This is a genomic window from Pantoea sp. UBA6567 (genome assembly GCF_002434165.1).
In the GTDB taxonomy this organism is placed as follows: domain Bacteria; phylum Pseudomonadota; class Gammaproteobacteria; order Enterobacterales; family Enterobacteriaceae; genus Pantoea; species Pantoea eucrina.
In genome coordinates this window covers 88,018-102,253 of sequence record NZ_DJJN01000006.1, presented here as the reverse complement: position 1 = coordinate 102,253, position 14,236 = coordinate 88,018, and the positions used below count along the sequence as shown (strand labels likewise).

The window sequence follows — 14,236 nt, the reverse complement described above, 5'->3', positions numbered from 1 at the left end:
TTATCAGAGTGGGTATCGGCAGGAGCGGGCGGAAATTGATAAAAAAACGCCCGCAGCGTGCGGGCGGGTCAATCAGTGCTGTGAGCTTTTCGCCGGGCGGTCATTGCGGCGGCCAAATTTGGAGATAATGTTAAACACCTCTCCGAGGCCGTAAATCAGACCCAGCATAATCGCCATCACAATCGGCACCATGATGACCGCGACGGCCAGGCTTTTTATCAGTTCCAGCATGGAAACCTCACGCAGAATTTAAAAAAGTGATTGTAGCGGCAGCGGAAAAAAAGGCACTGCCCTTTTCGTGCTTTTACTTTACGCCGTACACTACCCGCTTCCGACTAAAGGAGCTGACATGCAAGCCGATCTCTCACTTCATATTCGTCTTCAGCAGAAACTGTTTGCCGATCCGCGCCGTATTGAACTGCTGCGGCGGGTTGCTGAGACGGGGTCAATCAGTCAGGGTGCCCGGCTGGCGGGTATCAGTTATAAAAGCGCCTGGGACGCCATCAACGAGATGAACCAGCTGGCGGATGAGACGCTGGTTGAGCGGGCTACCGGCGGCAAAGGCGGCGGCGGCGCCCGTCTGACGCGCTATGGCACACGACTGATCCAGCTGTTCGATCTGCTGGCGCAGATCCAGCAGAAAGCGTTTGATGCCCTGCAGCAGGATAACCTGCCGCTCGACAGCCTGCTGGCTGCGATTGCGCGCTTCTCGCTGCAGACCAGCGCGCGTAATCAGCTGTTTGCCACCGTGCGCAGCCGTGATAACCGGCCGGTGCAGCAGCATATTGAGGTGGTACTGGCCGATGGCGTGACCCCGGTTAACGTGGCGCTGACCGCGCGCAGCGCGCAGCGGCTGCAGCTGGTACCCGGAAAAGAGGTGCTGGTGCTGATTAAAGCGCCGTGGATCCGGCTCGGTGACGAAGGAGAACCCGGCGATAACGCCCTCTCTGCTCAGGTCAGCGCCATTGAAGAGGGAGAAGAGATGAGCGAAGTGCTGCTGACGCTGAGCGGTGGTGAAACGCTGTGCGCTACCCTGAGCGCAGCGCAGCTGGCGCAACAGCCGCTGCGGCCAGGCGACGAAGTCACCGCCTGCTTTAGCGCTGAACAGGCGATTATTGCCACGCTAATCTGACGCCTCTGCCCTGATTGACTTCCGTAGCAGCGGCCGTTACAACAGTAACAACGATGCACAAACCGGAATACATCATGTCTTTATTGCATATTTCGCAAGGCACATTTCATCTTAGTCACCATCGCGCGCTCAGCATTAACGCGCTGACCGTTCAGCGCGGTGAGAGCTGGGCCTTTGTTGGCGCTAACGGCAGCGGTAAATCTGCCCTGGCCCGGGTGCTGGCAGGTGAACTTAACGCGGGAAAAGGCCACTTCAGCAGCGATTTTCGCCGGCCGATCCGCCTCTCATTTGAGCAGCTGCAGCAGCTGGTGAGTGAGGAGTGGGAGCGCAATAACACCGATATGCTCAGCGAAGGGGAAGAGGATACCGGCCGCACCGCTGCAGAGATCGTCCAGGCGGACGTCAGCGATGAAGCCCGCTGCCGCGCGCTGGCGCAGCAGTTTGGTATCCAGGATTTGCTGGATCGCCGCTTTAAATATCTCTCTACCGGTGAAACCCGCAAAACTCTGCTTTGTCAGGCGCTGATGGCAGAGCCGGATCTGCTGATCCTTGATGAGCCGTTTGACGGGCTGGACGTCGCGTCGCGCGCCAGCCTCACCGCGCTGCTGCAGCAGCTGCATACGCAGGGCTATACGCTGGTGCTGGTGCTGAACCGGTTTGAAGATATCCCCGATTTCATTCAGCAGGCGGGCGTGCTGGCAGAGTGCACCCTGACCCACGCCGGTGACCGCAGGACGCTGCTGGCGGAAGCGCTGGTGGCCCAGCTGGCGCACAGCGAACGATTGCAGGGCATGGCGCTGCCGGAGGCAGATCGCCCCGATCTGCTGCCGGCGCTGGCCGTTGACACGCCACGCGTAATACTGCGTCATGGCAGGGTCGCCTATGATGATTGTCCTATCATCGATAACCTCAGCTGGCAGGTTAACGCCGGCGAACACTGGCAGATTACCGGGCCAAACGGCGCCGGCAAATCCACCCTGCTTAGCCTGGTGACCGGCGATCATCCGCAGGGCTACAGCAACGACTTAACGCTGTTTGGCATCCGGCGCGGCAGCGGCGAAACCATCTGGGATATTAAGCAGCATATCGGCTACGTCAGCAGCAGCCTGCACCTTGACTACCGGGTAAGCTGCAGCGTGCGCACCGTGGTGCTCTCCGGCTTTTTTGACTCGATTGGCCTTTACCAGGCCGTTTCAGAGCGGCAGAAAGCGCTGGCGCGTCAGTGGCTGGCGCTGCTCGGCATGGATAACGCGCTGGCAGATGCCCCTTTTCACAGCCTCTCCTGGGGTCAGCAGCGGCTGGTGCTGATTGCGCGCGCGCTGGTTAAACATCCCGCCCTGCTGATTCTGGATGAGCCGCTGCAGGGACTGGACCCGATTAACCGTCAGCTGGTACGCCGCTTTACGGATGTGCTGATTGGTGAAGGCCGCACCCAGCTGCTGTTCGTCTCGCACCACGCTGAAGATGCGCCGCGCTGTATTACCCATCGCCTCAGCTTTGTCAAAACCCCGCAGGGTTACTGTTATCAGCAGGAGGCGTTGCGCACGCCGCAGCCCTGACCGCGTTCTGCCCCGCTTACTCTGCCTTGCCGATCGCCTGCTCCGTCAGGCAGGCGACCGGTGCCTCACCTGCTAATGTAATCGCTACCACTAATCTGTGCTAAATTTGAATCCATCTGTTTCACAGACCGCAAAATTAAGAATAAGCGACTTGTGTAAACGATACCATTTATCCAGACTTGATCACGCTTTTGCCTGCGGGCATATGCTAGTTTGAGCGCAGAAAACGTTTACTGTTTGCCGTTACCAGGACAAGTTATGCAAAAATTTAATCCGGTGGATCATCCGCATCGCCGCTATAACCCGTTAACCGATCAGTGGGTCCTGGTGTCACCGCATCGGGCGAAACGCCCGTGGCAGGGCGCGCAGGAGACGCCAGCGCGTGAGACGCTGCCGGCGCACGATCCCGACTGCTTTCTGTGCGCGGGCAATACCCGTATCACCGGTGATAAAAACCCTGATTACACCAACACCTATGTCTTCACTAACGACTTTGCTGCGCTGATGGAGGAGACCCCGGATGCGCCGCAGAGCGACGACCTGCTGATGCGCTGTGAAAGCGCCCGCGGCACCAGCCGGGTGATCTGCTTTTCGCCCGATCACAGCAAAACGCTGCCGGAGCTGTCGCTGAGCAACCTCGAAGCCATTGTTGCGACCTGGCAGCAGCAGAGCGCTGAGCTGGGGCAGCACTATCCGTGGGTGCAGGTGTTTGAGAACAAAGGCGCGGCCATGGGCTGCTCCAATCCGCATCCGCACGGTCAGATCTGGGCCAACAGCTTTCTGCCTAATGAAGCGCAGAAAGAGGATGATAACCAGCGCCGTTACTATGCCGAAAAAGGCACGCCGCTGCTGCTGGATTACGCGGCACGCGAGCAGCAGGATGGCAGCCGTACCGTCGTGGAGACGGCGCACTGGATCGCCGTGGTACCGTGGTGGGCTGCCTGGCCGTTTGAAACCCTGCTGCTGCCAAAAACGCACGTAAAACGCCTGACCGAACTCAGCGCAGAGCAGAGCAGCGACCTGGCGCGCGCGCTTAAGCTGCTGACCAGCCGCTATGACAATCTGTTCCAGTGCTCATTCCCCTACTCGATGGGCTGGCACGGCGCGCCGTTTACCGAAGAGGCCGGCGATCACTGGCAGCTGCATGCGCACTTCTATCCACCGCTGCTGCGCTCGGCAACGGTGCGTAAATTTATGGTCGGCTATGAGATGCTGGCTGAAACCCAACGTGATTTAACGGCGGAGCAGGCAGCAGAACGTCTGCGCTCTGTCAGCGATATCCATTTTCGTGAGGCGCAATAAATGTCTTTGAAATCGACTACCCGGCAGCTGTTCGCTGACACCTTTGGTTATGCTGCCACCCATACCATTCAGGCGCCGGGCCGCGTCAATCTGATTGGTGAACACACCGATTACAATGACGGCTTTGTGCTGCCGTGCGCTATCGATTATCAGACGGTAATCGCCTGCGCACGCCGCGACGATCGCCAGGTCCGGGTGATCGCCATGGATTATGACAACCAGCAGGATAGCTTCTCGCTGGATGCGCCGATCGAACCGGTAAAAGAGCTCATGTGGGCCAACTATGTGCGCGGCGTGGTGAAACACCTGCAGCAGCGTGACGCCGGCACCGGCGGCGTGGATATGGTGATCAGCGGCAACGTGCCGCAGGGCGCCGGCCTCAGCTCCTCTGCGTCACTGGAAGTGGCCGTCGGCACGGTATTCCGTGAACTCTGGCAGCTGGATCTCGATGGCGCGGCGATTGCGGTCAACGGCCAGGAGGCGGAGAACCAGTTTGTTGGCTGTAACTGCGGCATTATGGATCAGCTGATTTCAGCACTCGGCAAACAGGATCACGCCATGCTGCTCGACTGCCGTACCCTGGCGACCCGGGCGGTGCCGATGCCGGACAACGTCGCCGTGGTTATTATCAACAGCAACTTCCGCCGCTCACTGGTGGGCAGTGAATATAATACCCGCCGCGAGCAGTGTGAAACCGGCGCGCGCTTCTTCAACAAACCGGCGCTGCGCGACGTCACGCTGGAGGAGTTTGAAGCACGGGCACATGAGCTGGATAAGCTGGTGGCGAAGCGCGTGCGCCACGTTATTACCGAAAACGCCCGTACGCTGGAAGCAGCCGACGCGCTGAGCAAAGGCGATCTTGAACGCATGGGCGAGCTGATGGCGGCTTCACACGCCTCTATGCGCGACGATTTTGAGATCACCGTGCCGGCAATCGATCAGCTGGTGGCGATTGTTAAACAGGAAGTGGGTCCGCACGGCGGCGTGCGCATGACCGGCGGCGGCTTTGGCGGCTGCATCGTGGCGCTGATGCCGGCAGAGCGGGTAGATCAGGTCAGAGCGGCCGTGGCGGAAAAATATGAAGCGCAGACCGGTATCAAAGAAACCTTCTACGTCTGTAAAGCGTCAGAAGGAGCGGGTCAATGGTAAGCGACGTCAACTCCCATGCGCCAGACGGACAGCCGTGGCGCATTACGGTTCTGCGCAACCGTCACGGCATGGTGGCCACCTTTATGGACTGGGGTGCCACCTGGCTTTCGGCGCGCGTGCCGATGCGGGATGGCAGCGTGCGTGAAGCGCTGCTGGGCTGCGCTACGCCGTCAGATTATCTGCATCAGGACGCCTATCTCGGCGCCACGATTGGCCGCTACGCCAATCGCATCGCGCAGGCTGAGCTAAAGACGCTTAATCTGAAGCTGGCTGCCAATCAGGGGCCGCATCAGCTGCACGGCGGGCCGGAAGGGTTTGACAAACGCCGCTGGCAGATTGTCAGCCAGAGCGACAGCAGCGTGCACTATCGGCTCGACTCGCCGGATGGCGATCAGGGCTATCCGGGTAATCTTATCGCCTCCGTGACCTATGAACTCACGGAGGATAATACGCTGGCGATCCGCTATCAGGCGGAGACCGATCGCGCCTGCCCGGTTAACCTGACTAACCACGCCTACTTTAACCTTGATGCGCATCATGGCGACGCCCGCCAGCATCGGTTACAACTGCAGGCAGATCGTTACCTGCCGGTAGACAGCGCGGGCATCCCCGCTGCGCCGCTGAAAGCCGTTGCGGCGACCAGCTTCGACTTCCGCCAGCCTAAGCGCGTGGCGGACGAGTTTCTGGCTGATGCCGATCAGCAGGCGGTCAAAGGCTACGATCACGCGTTTTTACTGAACGCGGCAGGTGACATCACGCAGTGTGCCGCCCGACTCTGGTCCGCTGACGGCGCGCTGCAGCTCAGCGTGTTTACCACGGCACCTGCGCTGCAGTTCTATACCGGCAACTACCTGGCGGGAACGCGCGCCCGCGAGCAGGAGAGCTATACTGCTTTCCAGGGCATTGCGCTGGAGAGTGAATTTTTACCCGATTCGCCTAACCATAGCGAGTGGCCGCAGCCCGATTGCTGGCTGCAACCCGGTGACATCTGGCGCTCAGAGACGCGGTATCGCTTTACGGCACACTGAGACGACGGCTGAAAAACGCGCACTGCGTATGCGACAGACTTACGCCGTGCGCCGTTTTCCGTTATGGTATGGCGCTATCAGTGTGCCGCCGCTTCAGGCGGCCGCAGCCGGGTTCATTACTAATCTACTTAAGCATTAAGGAGTAAAGCTATGGCCGTAACTAAGCTGGTTCTGGTCCGTCACGGCGAAAGCCAGTGGAATCAGGAAAACCGCTTCACCGGATGGTATGATGTGGATCTCTCTGACAAAGGTCGTACCGAAGCGAAAGCGGCGGGTCAGCTGCTGAAGAAAGAGGGCTTCGTGTTCGATTTCGCCTATACCTCCGTGCTGAAACGTGCCATCCACACCCTGTGGAACGTGCTGGATGAACTGGATCAGGCCTGGCTGCCGGTAGAGAAAACCTGGCGTCTGAATGAGCGTCACTACGGTGCGCTGCAGGGGCTGGATAAAGCAGAAACCGCGGCTAAATATGGTGATGACCAGGTTAAGCAGTGGCGTCGTGGTTTTGCCATTACTCCGCCAGAGCTGGATCGCAGCGATGAGCGTTTCCCCGGCCACGATGCGCGTTACAAATCACTGACCGAGGCGCAGCTGCCTACCACCGAGAGCCTGGCGCTGACCATCGACCGCGTTATCCCTTACTGGAACGAAACCATTCTGCCGCGCATTAAAAGCGGTGAGAAAGTTATCATTGCCGCACACGGTAACTCGCTGCGCGCGCTGGTAAAATATCTCGATAACATGAGCGAAGATGAGATCCTCGAACTGAACATCCCGACCGGCGTGCCGCTGGTGTATGAGTTCGATGAAAACTTCAAGCCAATCAAACACTACTATCTGGGTGATGCCGATGAGATCGCAGCGAAAGCCGCGGCCGTGGCAAACCAGGGTAAAGCGAAGTAAACCTCCGCAGTAAACCTGAAGGCCAGACGTTTGTCTGGCCTTTTTTATGCGTCACGCTCAGCCGCGACGGGTACGGATCGCCTGCGCCAGCTGACGCAGCGCTGTTTCCGTATCTTCCCAGCCAATGCAGGCATCGGTTACGCTCTGGCCGTATACCAGCGGCTTCCCGCTCTCCAGGCTCTGATTGCCTTCCACCAGATGGCTCTCAATCATCACGCCGGTAATCGCCTGCTCGCCGCCGGCAATCTGCTGTGCCACATCTTCCGCCACAACCATCTGCCGCTGGAACTGCTTGCTGCTGTTGGCATGGCTGAAATCGATCATCACCTGCGGACGCAGGCCCGCTTTTTCCAGCCCGCTCTTCACTGCCGCAACGTGCTCAGCGCTGTAGTTTGGCTCTCTGCCGCCGCGCAGGATGATGTGGCAATCTTCATTGCCGCGCGTCTCAACGATAGCCGAGTGCCCATATTTGGTTACTGACAGGAAGCAGTGCGGCGCGCTGGCCGCGCCAATGGCGTCAATAGCGACTTTGATCGTGCCGTCGGTGCCATTTTTGAACCCTACCGGACAGGAGAGACCGGAAGAGAGTTCGCGATGCACCTGCGATTCGGTGGTGCGTGCACCGATGGCGCCCCAGCTCATCAGATCGGCCATATATTGCGGCGTGATCATATCCAGAAACTCGCCGGCAGCTGGCAGACCGGTGTCATTGATATCCACCAGCAGCTTACGTGCCAGACGCAGTCCTTCATTAATCTGAAAGCTGCCATCCATGTGAGGATCGTTAATCAGCCCTTTCCAGCCCACCGTGGTGCGCGGCTTTTCAAAATAGACGCGCATCACCACTTCCAGCTCGCCGCTCAGCTCATCGCGCAGCGTCAGCAGGCGTGCAGCGTACTCTTTCGCCGCTGCCGTGTCGTGGATTGAGCAGGGACCGATCACCACCAGCAGGCGATCGTCCTCGCCATGCAAAATGCGGTGAATGGCCTGACGCGCCTGCGATACGGTCGCCGCCGCGCGCTCCGTTGCCGGATATTTCTCCAGCAGCGCTACCGGGGGAAGTAACTCTTTGATCTCTTTAATGCGTAAATCGTCGTTCTGGTAATCCATACTTATTCCATTCAGATTTTCGCCCTGCGTGCGCCGGACGTAACCCCTTCAATCTATCCCTTCAGCCGGCATGAGTAAATTAAGAGCGTTATGAAAATGCTTTTGTCTCATTTGCATTTATAGAGCCATAGACTAAGCTTTTAAACGTAAGCACTGAGGAACGAGTCGCTTACACTATATATTTTTACGCCGAACACTCCTGACGAAATTTAATTTCGTTACGGCCCGCTTTTTTCGTCACACAGCACCCGTGGGTGTCAAACGGCAACTATCCATTTATTACAGGAGCATAATGATGAATAAGTTTGCAATTGTTTTTCTGACGGCAGCAATGACTCTGGGTAGCGGTGCAGCGATGGCTGCAAACAACAATGGACAGGCCAACGCATCAGCTGAAGCGGGTGCGGCAGCGGGCGGCGCAAAACAGAATCTGCCTCCGCACAATGTTGATAATAGCGATATCAACACCGGCAACACCAATACCAACGGCGCAGCAATGTCAGGCACTGAGTCAGGCGATATGTCTGCCAAAGAGGTGCACAAAAACACCATGTGTAAAGATGGCCGCTGCCCGGACATGAACAAAAAAGTCGAAACCAAATCGGGTAGCGACAACGTGAATACCAAAACCGACGGCACAACTCAGTAAGAGATGTCTCTGCGGTAATCAGGGCGAGCGCAGGCTCGCCCTTTATTTTTGCCGGCCCCGCTTTTCCGCTATGCTAACCGCCATGAAATTCACAGGAACGGTGACATGGCTACCCTACTGCTTATTGACGATCACCCGCTGGTTGAAGTCGCACTTCAGGCTGCCTGCCAGCACGCCCCTATTCCTCTGCAGCTCTATGCCGCCGCTGATGAATCTCAGGCACGCGCCTGCCTGCAGCAGCATAATATTGACGTCATTATTCTTGATATCGGCCTGCCGGATTGTGATGGTCTGGAGCTGCTGCGCCGCCTGCGCGCCCGCGATGCACAGCGCCCGGTGCTGATCTACTCTGCACAGCAGAGCCGCCACACCTTACTGAGCGCCGCTTCGCTGGGGGCGGCAGGCTATGTGGTGAAAAGCCAGAGCATGGCTCAGCTGCTCAGCGCCATCCTTGCAGTGCTGGGGGGACAGCAGGCCTTTCCGCCGCTGCCGGAGCGCCTGGACCTGCCGTTGACGGAGAAAGAGCAGCAAATTGTAGCGCTACTGGTGCGCGGCCTCTCTAACCTGCAGATTGGTGAGCAGCTGCATATCAGCAATAAAACCGTCAGCACGCATAAAAAAAATATCATGGCCAAGACCGGCGTGACCTCGGTGGTTGAGCTGGCTGAACTGTGGAAAGCGCAGCAGTGAAGCGGCTCTGGCTGCTCTGCTTGCTGCTGGTAGCCGGCGCACGCGCTGAACTGCTGCCCGCCAGCAGCGTCATGCTGCCTGCGGTTATGCCGGTGCCTCACGCTGCGCCACCGCCCGCCACGCAGCTGCGCGTGGCGGTGCCGGTGCAAAATAGCGCGCCCTGGTCGATGCGCATCGGCGATCGCCTGTGGGGCATTGATGCTGACTATCTCAGCGCCCTCAGCCAGCAGAGCGGCGTACGGTTTCAGCTGCAGGGCTACCCTGACCGGAGCGCGCAGCTGCAGGCGCTGAAGCGCGGTGAGGTGGACCTGGTTTTGACGACTGAAAGCGCACCGCTGCCTGCCGGCGCCTCGCTCAGCGCCAGCTGGTTCAGCACGCCGCTCCGTATTTACCGCAACCGTGCAAATCAGCGCGCGGTAATGTTTAACAGCGATAACGCTCAGCTGACTATTGCCGGCAGCACGCTGACGCAGCTGCCGCCGGAGCTGGCAGCGCGCCACCGCTGGCATCCGCTGGCCGGCAACTTACAGGCGCTCTACGCCCTGCTCAATCAGCAGAGTGATTATCTGGTCGCCGATGAAGCCAGCGCCGGCTTTCTGCTCAGCCAGCTGCAGCAGGGAGAGATCTACCAGATCACCGCCGATCCGGATGCGGTACTGACGCTGCGCACGATCGCCCGCGATCCGGCGCTGACAACATGGATCGATGCGCAGCTTCGCCTGCTGCCGGCGGAGTTCAGCCGGCAGGTTGCTCAGCGCTGGAGCCCGCCGCTGCCGCGCTATCAGGATACGCAGACGCTGATGCTCAGCCCGGCAGAGCAGCAGTGGCTGGCGGCGCATCCCGTTGTCACCTACGCCGCCGCGCCAGATAATGCCCCCTGGAGCTACCGGGACGCCAGCGGTAACGCGCGCGGCTTTGGTATTGACCTGCTTAATGCGCTGGGCCAGAGCACCGGCATCCGCTTCACGCCGCGCTGGGTCGCTAACCCGCAGCAGGCGCAGGCGCTGCTGGCACAGCAGGCGGTGATGCTTACGCTGCTGGAGCCTCTGGATACGCCCGATGCGGCCTCCACCACGCTTCCGGTATGGCGTGCTATCTGGGGCGTTTACAGCCGGATGCCGCTTGCGCCTGCCGACTGGTCCTCGCTGCAGGGCAAACGTCTTGGCGTACTGCGCGGCGATCTGGCCCGTCAGCTGCTGCCGCCGGGTATTACGCCACAGTGGTTTGACGACCGCACCCGGCTCTGGCAGGCGCTCGGCAGCGGACAGATTGATGCGCTGGTGGATAATGTGATCTCAGCACGCTGGCGGCTGGCCAGCCGCGATGACACCGCGCTGCGTCTGGCGTTTGCCGCCAGCGATATCGCCTGGCCGATGGCGCCCCGGGTAACCCCGCAGCAGCCGCAGCTGCGCGCCCTGCTCGATCGCGCGCTGCAGCAGATACCGCCAGAAACGCTGAACCAGATGCGGGCAAGCTGGGCGCAGCCGCCGCAGCCCGGCAGCACGATGATGATGCGCAGCATACCAAAACTGCTGCTGTTTGCAGCGGCGCTGATTATTGCAGGGCTGCTGCTGCTGCAGCTGCGTCACGTGCTGCAGCAGCGGCGTGAACGGCGGCAGCGCGCAGAAGCGGAGCGCGCCAGTGCGGCTAAAAGCCAGTTTCTCGCGACCGTCAGTCATGAACTGCGCACGCCGATGCAGGCGATTCTTGGCCTGCTGGAGCTGGAACAGCAGCAGCATGTGCCCTCACGGGTCGCGCTGATGCACAGCAGCGCCCGCTCGCTAATGGCGCTGCTGAACGATTTGCAGGATCATGCGCGGATTGAGAATCAGAGTTTCCGCCTGAATCCGCACCCGCTGAATCTCTCCCGCTGGCTGCAGCAGCAGCGGCAGCTTTACCATCCGCTGATGCGCCCCGGCGGTCCGCAGCTGCGCGTAACGGCCCTGACGCCGCTGCCCGCCAGCGTGCTGCTGGATAGCGATCGCCTGCAGCAGGTCATTAATAACCTGGTGGCTAATGCACTGAAGTTCACCCGTGAAGGCGAAATAAGCCTTACGCTGGCGGCAGAGGAGCAGATTACGCTTGTTGTGACGGACAGCGGCAGCGGCATTCCGCTCAGCGAACAGGCACACCTGTTTGAGCCATGGTATCAGGCGCCGTCTGGCCGGCGTCATGCGGTACAGGGCAGCGGTCTGGGGCTCTTTATCTGCCGGGAAATCGTACAGCGAATGGGCGGTACGCTGCAGCTGAGCTCTGCGCCGGGCCAGGGCACACGCGTCAGCGTAACGCTGCCGCTGACGCCCTGTGACATTGCGGATGCCGGCGACGATCCGGTCTGGCCGCGCTATCCGCAGCTGCGGGTGGCGATTGTTGACGATCATCCCGCTAATCTGCTGGTGCTGCAGCAGCAGCTGGCTGCTTTTGGCATTCAGGCTGAGACCTTTGATGCGGGACGCGCCCTGCTGCTCGCCGATGCCAGGCAGCCGTTTGATGTGCTGTTTATCGATCAGATGATGCCGCATCCCGATGGCCTGACGCTGCTGCGCATTCTGCGCCGCCGCCAGCGGCAACGACCACACCCTGCCCTGCGCGTGATCTGTTCCGCCGACGTGCAGCGCTTGCGCCTGCCTCTGCAGGCGCATGAGGCGCAGCTGGTGAAGCCCGTTACGCTGCAGGCGCTGGCCGCGCTGCTGGCGCAGGCGCAGTCCGATCCGCTGGCGCAGCTGCCGGCAACGCTGCAGCAGCTGGCTCAGCACGACGCCAGCTGGCTGCCGCGCATCAGTGAAACGCTGCAGCGCGCCGTTACGCAGGATCGCGATGCGCTGCTGCAGGCCAGCGGGCAGCGCGACTGGGCGGCGATTGAAAAAGCGGCTCACCGCCTGAAAGGCAGCTGGCTGATGCTGGGCATTGAAGATGCCGCCGGAGCGTGTCAGCAGCTGATTGACGCCGCGAAACAGCAGCAGCTCCATCCTGACACGCTCAATTTACTGATATTATTAACCAACAGGCTACTCAACCAACTGGAACGCTATGGCACACTCTCACTCTCACGGTGACCACAATGCTAATCGCACCCGCCTGGCGGCGGCGTTTAGCGTCACGGCACTGTTTATGCTGGCCGAAGTGATCGGCGGCCTTCTTTCAGGTTCACTGGCGCTGCTGGCCGACGCCGGACATATGCTGACCGACGCCGCCGCCCTGCTGATGGCGCTGCTGGCGGTGCAGTTTGCGCGCCGTAAACCCAATGCGCGGCATACCTTTGGCCTGCTGCGTCTGACCACCCTGGCGGCGTTTGTAAACGCGATTGCGCTGCTGGTGATCACCGTGCTGATTGTCTGGGAGGCGATCCGGCGTTTTACTCATCCGCAGCCGATTGAGGGCGGCCTGATGCTCGGTATCGCTATCGCCGGGCTGTTTGCTAACCTGCTTTCATTCTGGCTGCTGCATCGCGGCAGCGGCGAGAAAAATCTCAACGTGCGCGCCGCCGCGCTGCACGTCATGGGCGATCTGCTTGGTTCGGTGGGCGCCATTGCCGCCGCGGTTATCGTTATGCTTACCGGCTGGACGCCCATCGATCCGATTCTTTCACTGCTGGTTTCCGTGCTGGTGGTGCGCAGCGCCTGGGCGCTGCTGCGTGAAAGCCTGCATGAGCTGCTGGAGGGTGCACCGGTGAATATCAATATTGATAAGCTGGCGCGCGAGCTGAAGCTGAACATCGATGAGGTGCGTAACGTTCACCATATTCACCTGTGGCAGGTGGGAGAGAAGCCAGTGCTTACGCTGCATGTTCAGGTGGTGCCGCCGTACGATCACGACGGCCTGCTGCGAAAAATTCATCACTATCTGCATCAGCACTATCAGATTGAACATGCCACGGTGCAGATGGAGTATCAGGCGTGCAGCCTGCCCGACTGCGCGCTCGGTTCAGAACACGCCGCTGATGACGATCATCATGCGGTGCTGGACGGACACGCGCATCATCATCACTAACCCGCCAGCGCACGTGAGCCCTGCTCGCGTGCGCTCTGTATCCACAGACGCGAGCCGTTCAGCGCAATCAGCGTGAGAATGGCGTACTCCAGCGACATCGCATATACCCCCTGCCGGGCAAAAATCATCACGCTAATGACGTTGATGACCACCCACAGCAGCCAGTTTTCGACATATTTACGCGTCATCAGAATCATTGCCACGACAGAGAGCACCATCATGCAGGAATCCCAGAAGGGAAACGCGTCAGGCTGCAGCTGCGGCATGCTGACCTGCAGGCCGATTCCCTGCATGATCTGCACTGCGCTGCGGGTAAGGAAGCCAAACACCATGTCGATATAGCGCGTCATCAGCGCAATCGCAATAACGCAGGCGGCGCCCCATGCCAGCGCTTTCGGCAGCGACAGCCAGCGAATTTTTAACGCGCGCTCATGGTCACTGGTTTGCCGGCTCCATGCGTACCAGCCATAGAGATTGGCGACAAAGAAAAAGAGCTGCAGCAGCAGGCTGGCGTAGAGCTGGATCTGAAAGAAAATCACCGCAAACAGCGTGACGTTGATCAGGCCAAACAGGTAGTTACTGATTTTTTCCTGGCTTGCCAGCCAGATACAGAGCAGCCCGGCCAGCGTGCCGAACGCTTCAATCCATGAGAGGTCGTATCCGCCGGCGCCCAGAGGGATATGTACCAGGATATTTTGCGTGCTGAAAATGTCCATTACTGGCT

General features: G+C 59.7%; 13 protein-coding genes. 10 read left to right on the top strand and 3 right to left on the bottom strand.

Annotated elements, in window-relative coordinates; all coding sequences use genetic code 11:
• Positions 1–72: 72 nt before the first annotated feature.
• Positions 73–231: an AcrZ family multidrug efflux pump-associated protein gene (locus B4M48_RS06475; RefSeq protein WP_039383289.1), complete on the bottom strand. Its 159-nt coding sequence runs from the start codon at positions 229–231 to the stop codon at positions 73–75.
• A 118-nt stretch (positions 232–349) separates the two neighbouring features.
• Here B4M48_RS06475 and modE point away from each other — a divergent pair, with 118 nt between their 5' ends.
• The 6 genes from modE (at position 350) to gpmA (ending at position 7,073) form a co-directional block, all read left to right on the top strand.
• Positions 350–1,132 carry a molybdenum-dependent transcriptional regulator gene (modE, locus tag B4M48_RS06470; RefSeq protein WP_288656259.1) on the top strand — a complete coding sequence of 261 codons (783 nt, stop codon included), beginning with the start codon at positions 350–352 and terminating at the stop codon, positions 1,130–1,132.
• A 74-nt stretch (positions 1,133–1,206) separates the two neighbouring features.
• Positions 1,207–2,691 carry a molybdate ABC transporter ATP-binding protein ModF gene (modF, locus tag B4M48_RS06465; protein ID WP_039383283.1) on the top strand — a complete coding sequence of 495 codons (1,485 nt, stop codon included), beginning with the start codon at positions 1,207–1,209 and terminating at the stop codon, positions 2,689–2,691.
• Between the two features lie 258 nt (positions 2,692–2,949).
• Entirely contained in the window at positions 2,950–3,993 is a 1,044-nt protein-coding gene (gene galT / locus B4M48_RS06460; RefSeq protein ID WP_039383281.1) for a galactose-1-phosphate uridylyltransferase, read from the top strand.
• A complete protein-coding gene (gene galK, locus B4M48_RS06455) occupies positions 3,994–5,142 on the top strand; it encodes a galactokinase (protein WP_288656257.1) in 1,149 nt (382 codons plus the stop codon).
• On the top strand, positions 5,136–6,170 hold the full coding sequence (gene galM / locus B4M48_RS06450; protein WP_288656255.1) for a galactose-1-epimerase: 1,035 nt from the start codon (positions 5,136–5,138) through the stop codon (positions 6,168–6,170). Before galK ends, galM begins: the two co-directional genes overlap by 7 nt.
• A gap of 150 nt (positions 6,171–6,320) precedes the next feature.
• Positions 6,321–7,073, top strand: a complete 753-nt coding sequence (gene gpmA / locus B4M48_RS06445; protein WP_039383274.1) for a 2,3-diphosphoglycerate-dependent phosphoglycerate mutase — start codon at positions 6,321–6,323, stop codon at positions 7,071–7,073.
• Between the two features lie 57 nt (positions 7,074–7,130).
• Here the strand turns inward: gpmA and aroG are convergent, their stop codons facing one another.
• Positions 7,131–8,183, bottom strand: coding sequence for a 3-deoxy-7-phosphoheptulonate synthase AroG (gene aroG, locus B4M48_RS06440; protein WP_039383273.1), 1,053 nt, complete (start codon positions 8,181–8,183; stop codon positions 7,131–7,133).
• Positions 8,184–8,478: 295 nt separating this feature from the next.
• On the opposite strand from aroG, the gene B4M48_RS06435 reads away from it, so the two are divergent.
• The 4 genes from B4M48_RS06435 to zitB all read left to right on the top strand — a co-directional run bounded on the left by B4M48_RS06435 (position 8,479) and on the right by zitB (position 13,512).
• Positions 8,479–8,832, top strand: a complete 354-nt coding sequence (locus B4M48_RS06435) for a YbgS-like family protein (protein WP_082032651.1) — start codon at positions 8,479–8,481, stop codon at positions 8,830–8,832.
• Positions 8,833–8,937: 105 nt separating this feature from the next.
• Positions 8,938–9,522 (top strand): response regulator transcription factor, encoded by a 585-nt coding sequence (locus B4M48_RS06430; protein ID WP_039383269.1) that lies wholly within the window; start codon positions 8,938–8,940, stop codon positions 9,520–9,522.
• Entirely contained in the window at positions 9,504–12,578 is a 3,075-nt protein-coding gene (locus tag B4M48_RS06425; protein WP_039383266.1) for a hybrid sensor histidine kinase/response regulator, read from the top strand. The genes B4M48_RS06430 and B4M48_RS06425 overlap by 19 nt, the downstream gene beginning before the upstream one ends.
• Positions 12,553–13,512 carry a CDF family zinc transporter ZitB gene (zitB, locus tag B4M48_RS06420; protein ID WP_039383263.1) on the top strand — a complete coding sequence of 320 codons (960 nt, stop codon included), beginning with the start codon at positions 12,553–12,555 and terminating at the stop codon, positions 13,510–13,512. The genes B4M48_RS06425 and zitB overlap by 26 nt, the downstream gene beginning before the upstream one ends.
• Here the strand turns inward: zitB and pnuC are convergent.
• The gene (pnuC, locus tag B4M48_RS06415; protein WP_283340771.1) at positions 13,509–14,228 is read right to left on the bottom strand and encodes a nicotinamide riboside transporter PnuC; all 720 of its coding nucleotides are present in this window, start codon (positions 14,226–14,228) and stop codon (positions 13,509–13,511) included. The genes zitB and pnuC overlap by 4 nt on opposite strands.
• Positions 14,229–14,236: the final 8 nt, after the last annotated feature.

Coding starts and splice junctions, on each gene's coding strand:
- B4M48_RS06475 (WP_039383289.1), bottom strand. CDS start 231: ATGCTGGAACTGATAAAAAGCCTGGCCGTCGCGGTCATCATGGTGCCG.
- modE (WP_288656259.1), top strand. CDS start 350: ATGCAAGCCGATCTCTCACTTCATATTCGTCTTCAGCAGAAACTGTTT.
- modF (WP_039383283.1), top strand. CDS start 1,207: ATGTCTTTATTGCATATTTCGCAAGGCACATTTCATCTTAGTCACCAT.
- galT (WP_039383281.1), top strand. CDS start 2,950: ATGCAAAAATTTAATCCGGTGGATCATCCGCATCGCCGCTATAACCCG.
- galK (WP_288656257.1), top strand. CDS start 3,994: ATGTCTTTGAAATCGACTACCCGGCAGCTGTTCGCTGACACCTTTGGT.
- galM (WP_288656255.1), top strand. CDS start 5,136: ATGGTAAGCGACGTCAACTCCCATGCGCCAGACGGACAGCCGTGGCGC.
- gpmA (WP_039383274.1), top strand. CDS start 6,321: ATGGCCGTAACTAAGCTGGTTCTGGTCCGTCACGGCGAAAGCCAGTGG.
- aroG (WP_039383273.1), bottom strand. CDS start 8,183: ATGGATTACCAGAACGACGATTTACGCATTAAAGAGATCAAAGAGTTA.
- B4M48_RS06435 (WP_082032651.1), top strand. CDS start 8,479: ATGAATAAGTTTGCAATTGTTTTTCTGACGGCAGCAATGACTCTGGGT.
- B4M48_RS06430 (WP_039383269.1), top strand. CDS start 8,938: ATGGCTACCCTACTGCTTATTGACGATCACCCGCTGGTTGAAGTCGCA.
- zitB (WP_039383263.1), top strand. CDS start 12,553: ATGGCACACTCTCACTCTCACGGTGACCACAATGCTAATCGCACCCGC.
- pnuC (WP_283340771.1), bottom strand. CDS start 14,228: ATGGACATTTTCAGCACGCAAAATATCCTGGTACATATCCCTCTGGGC.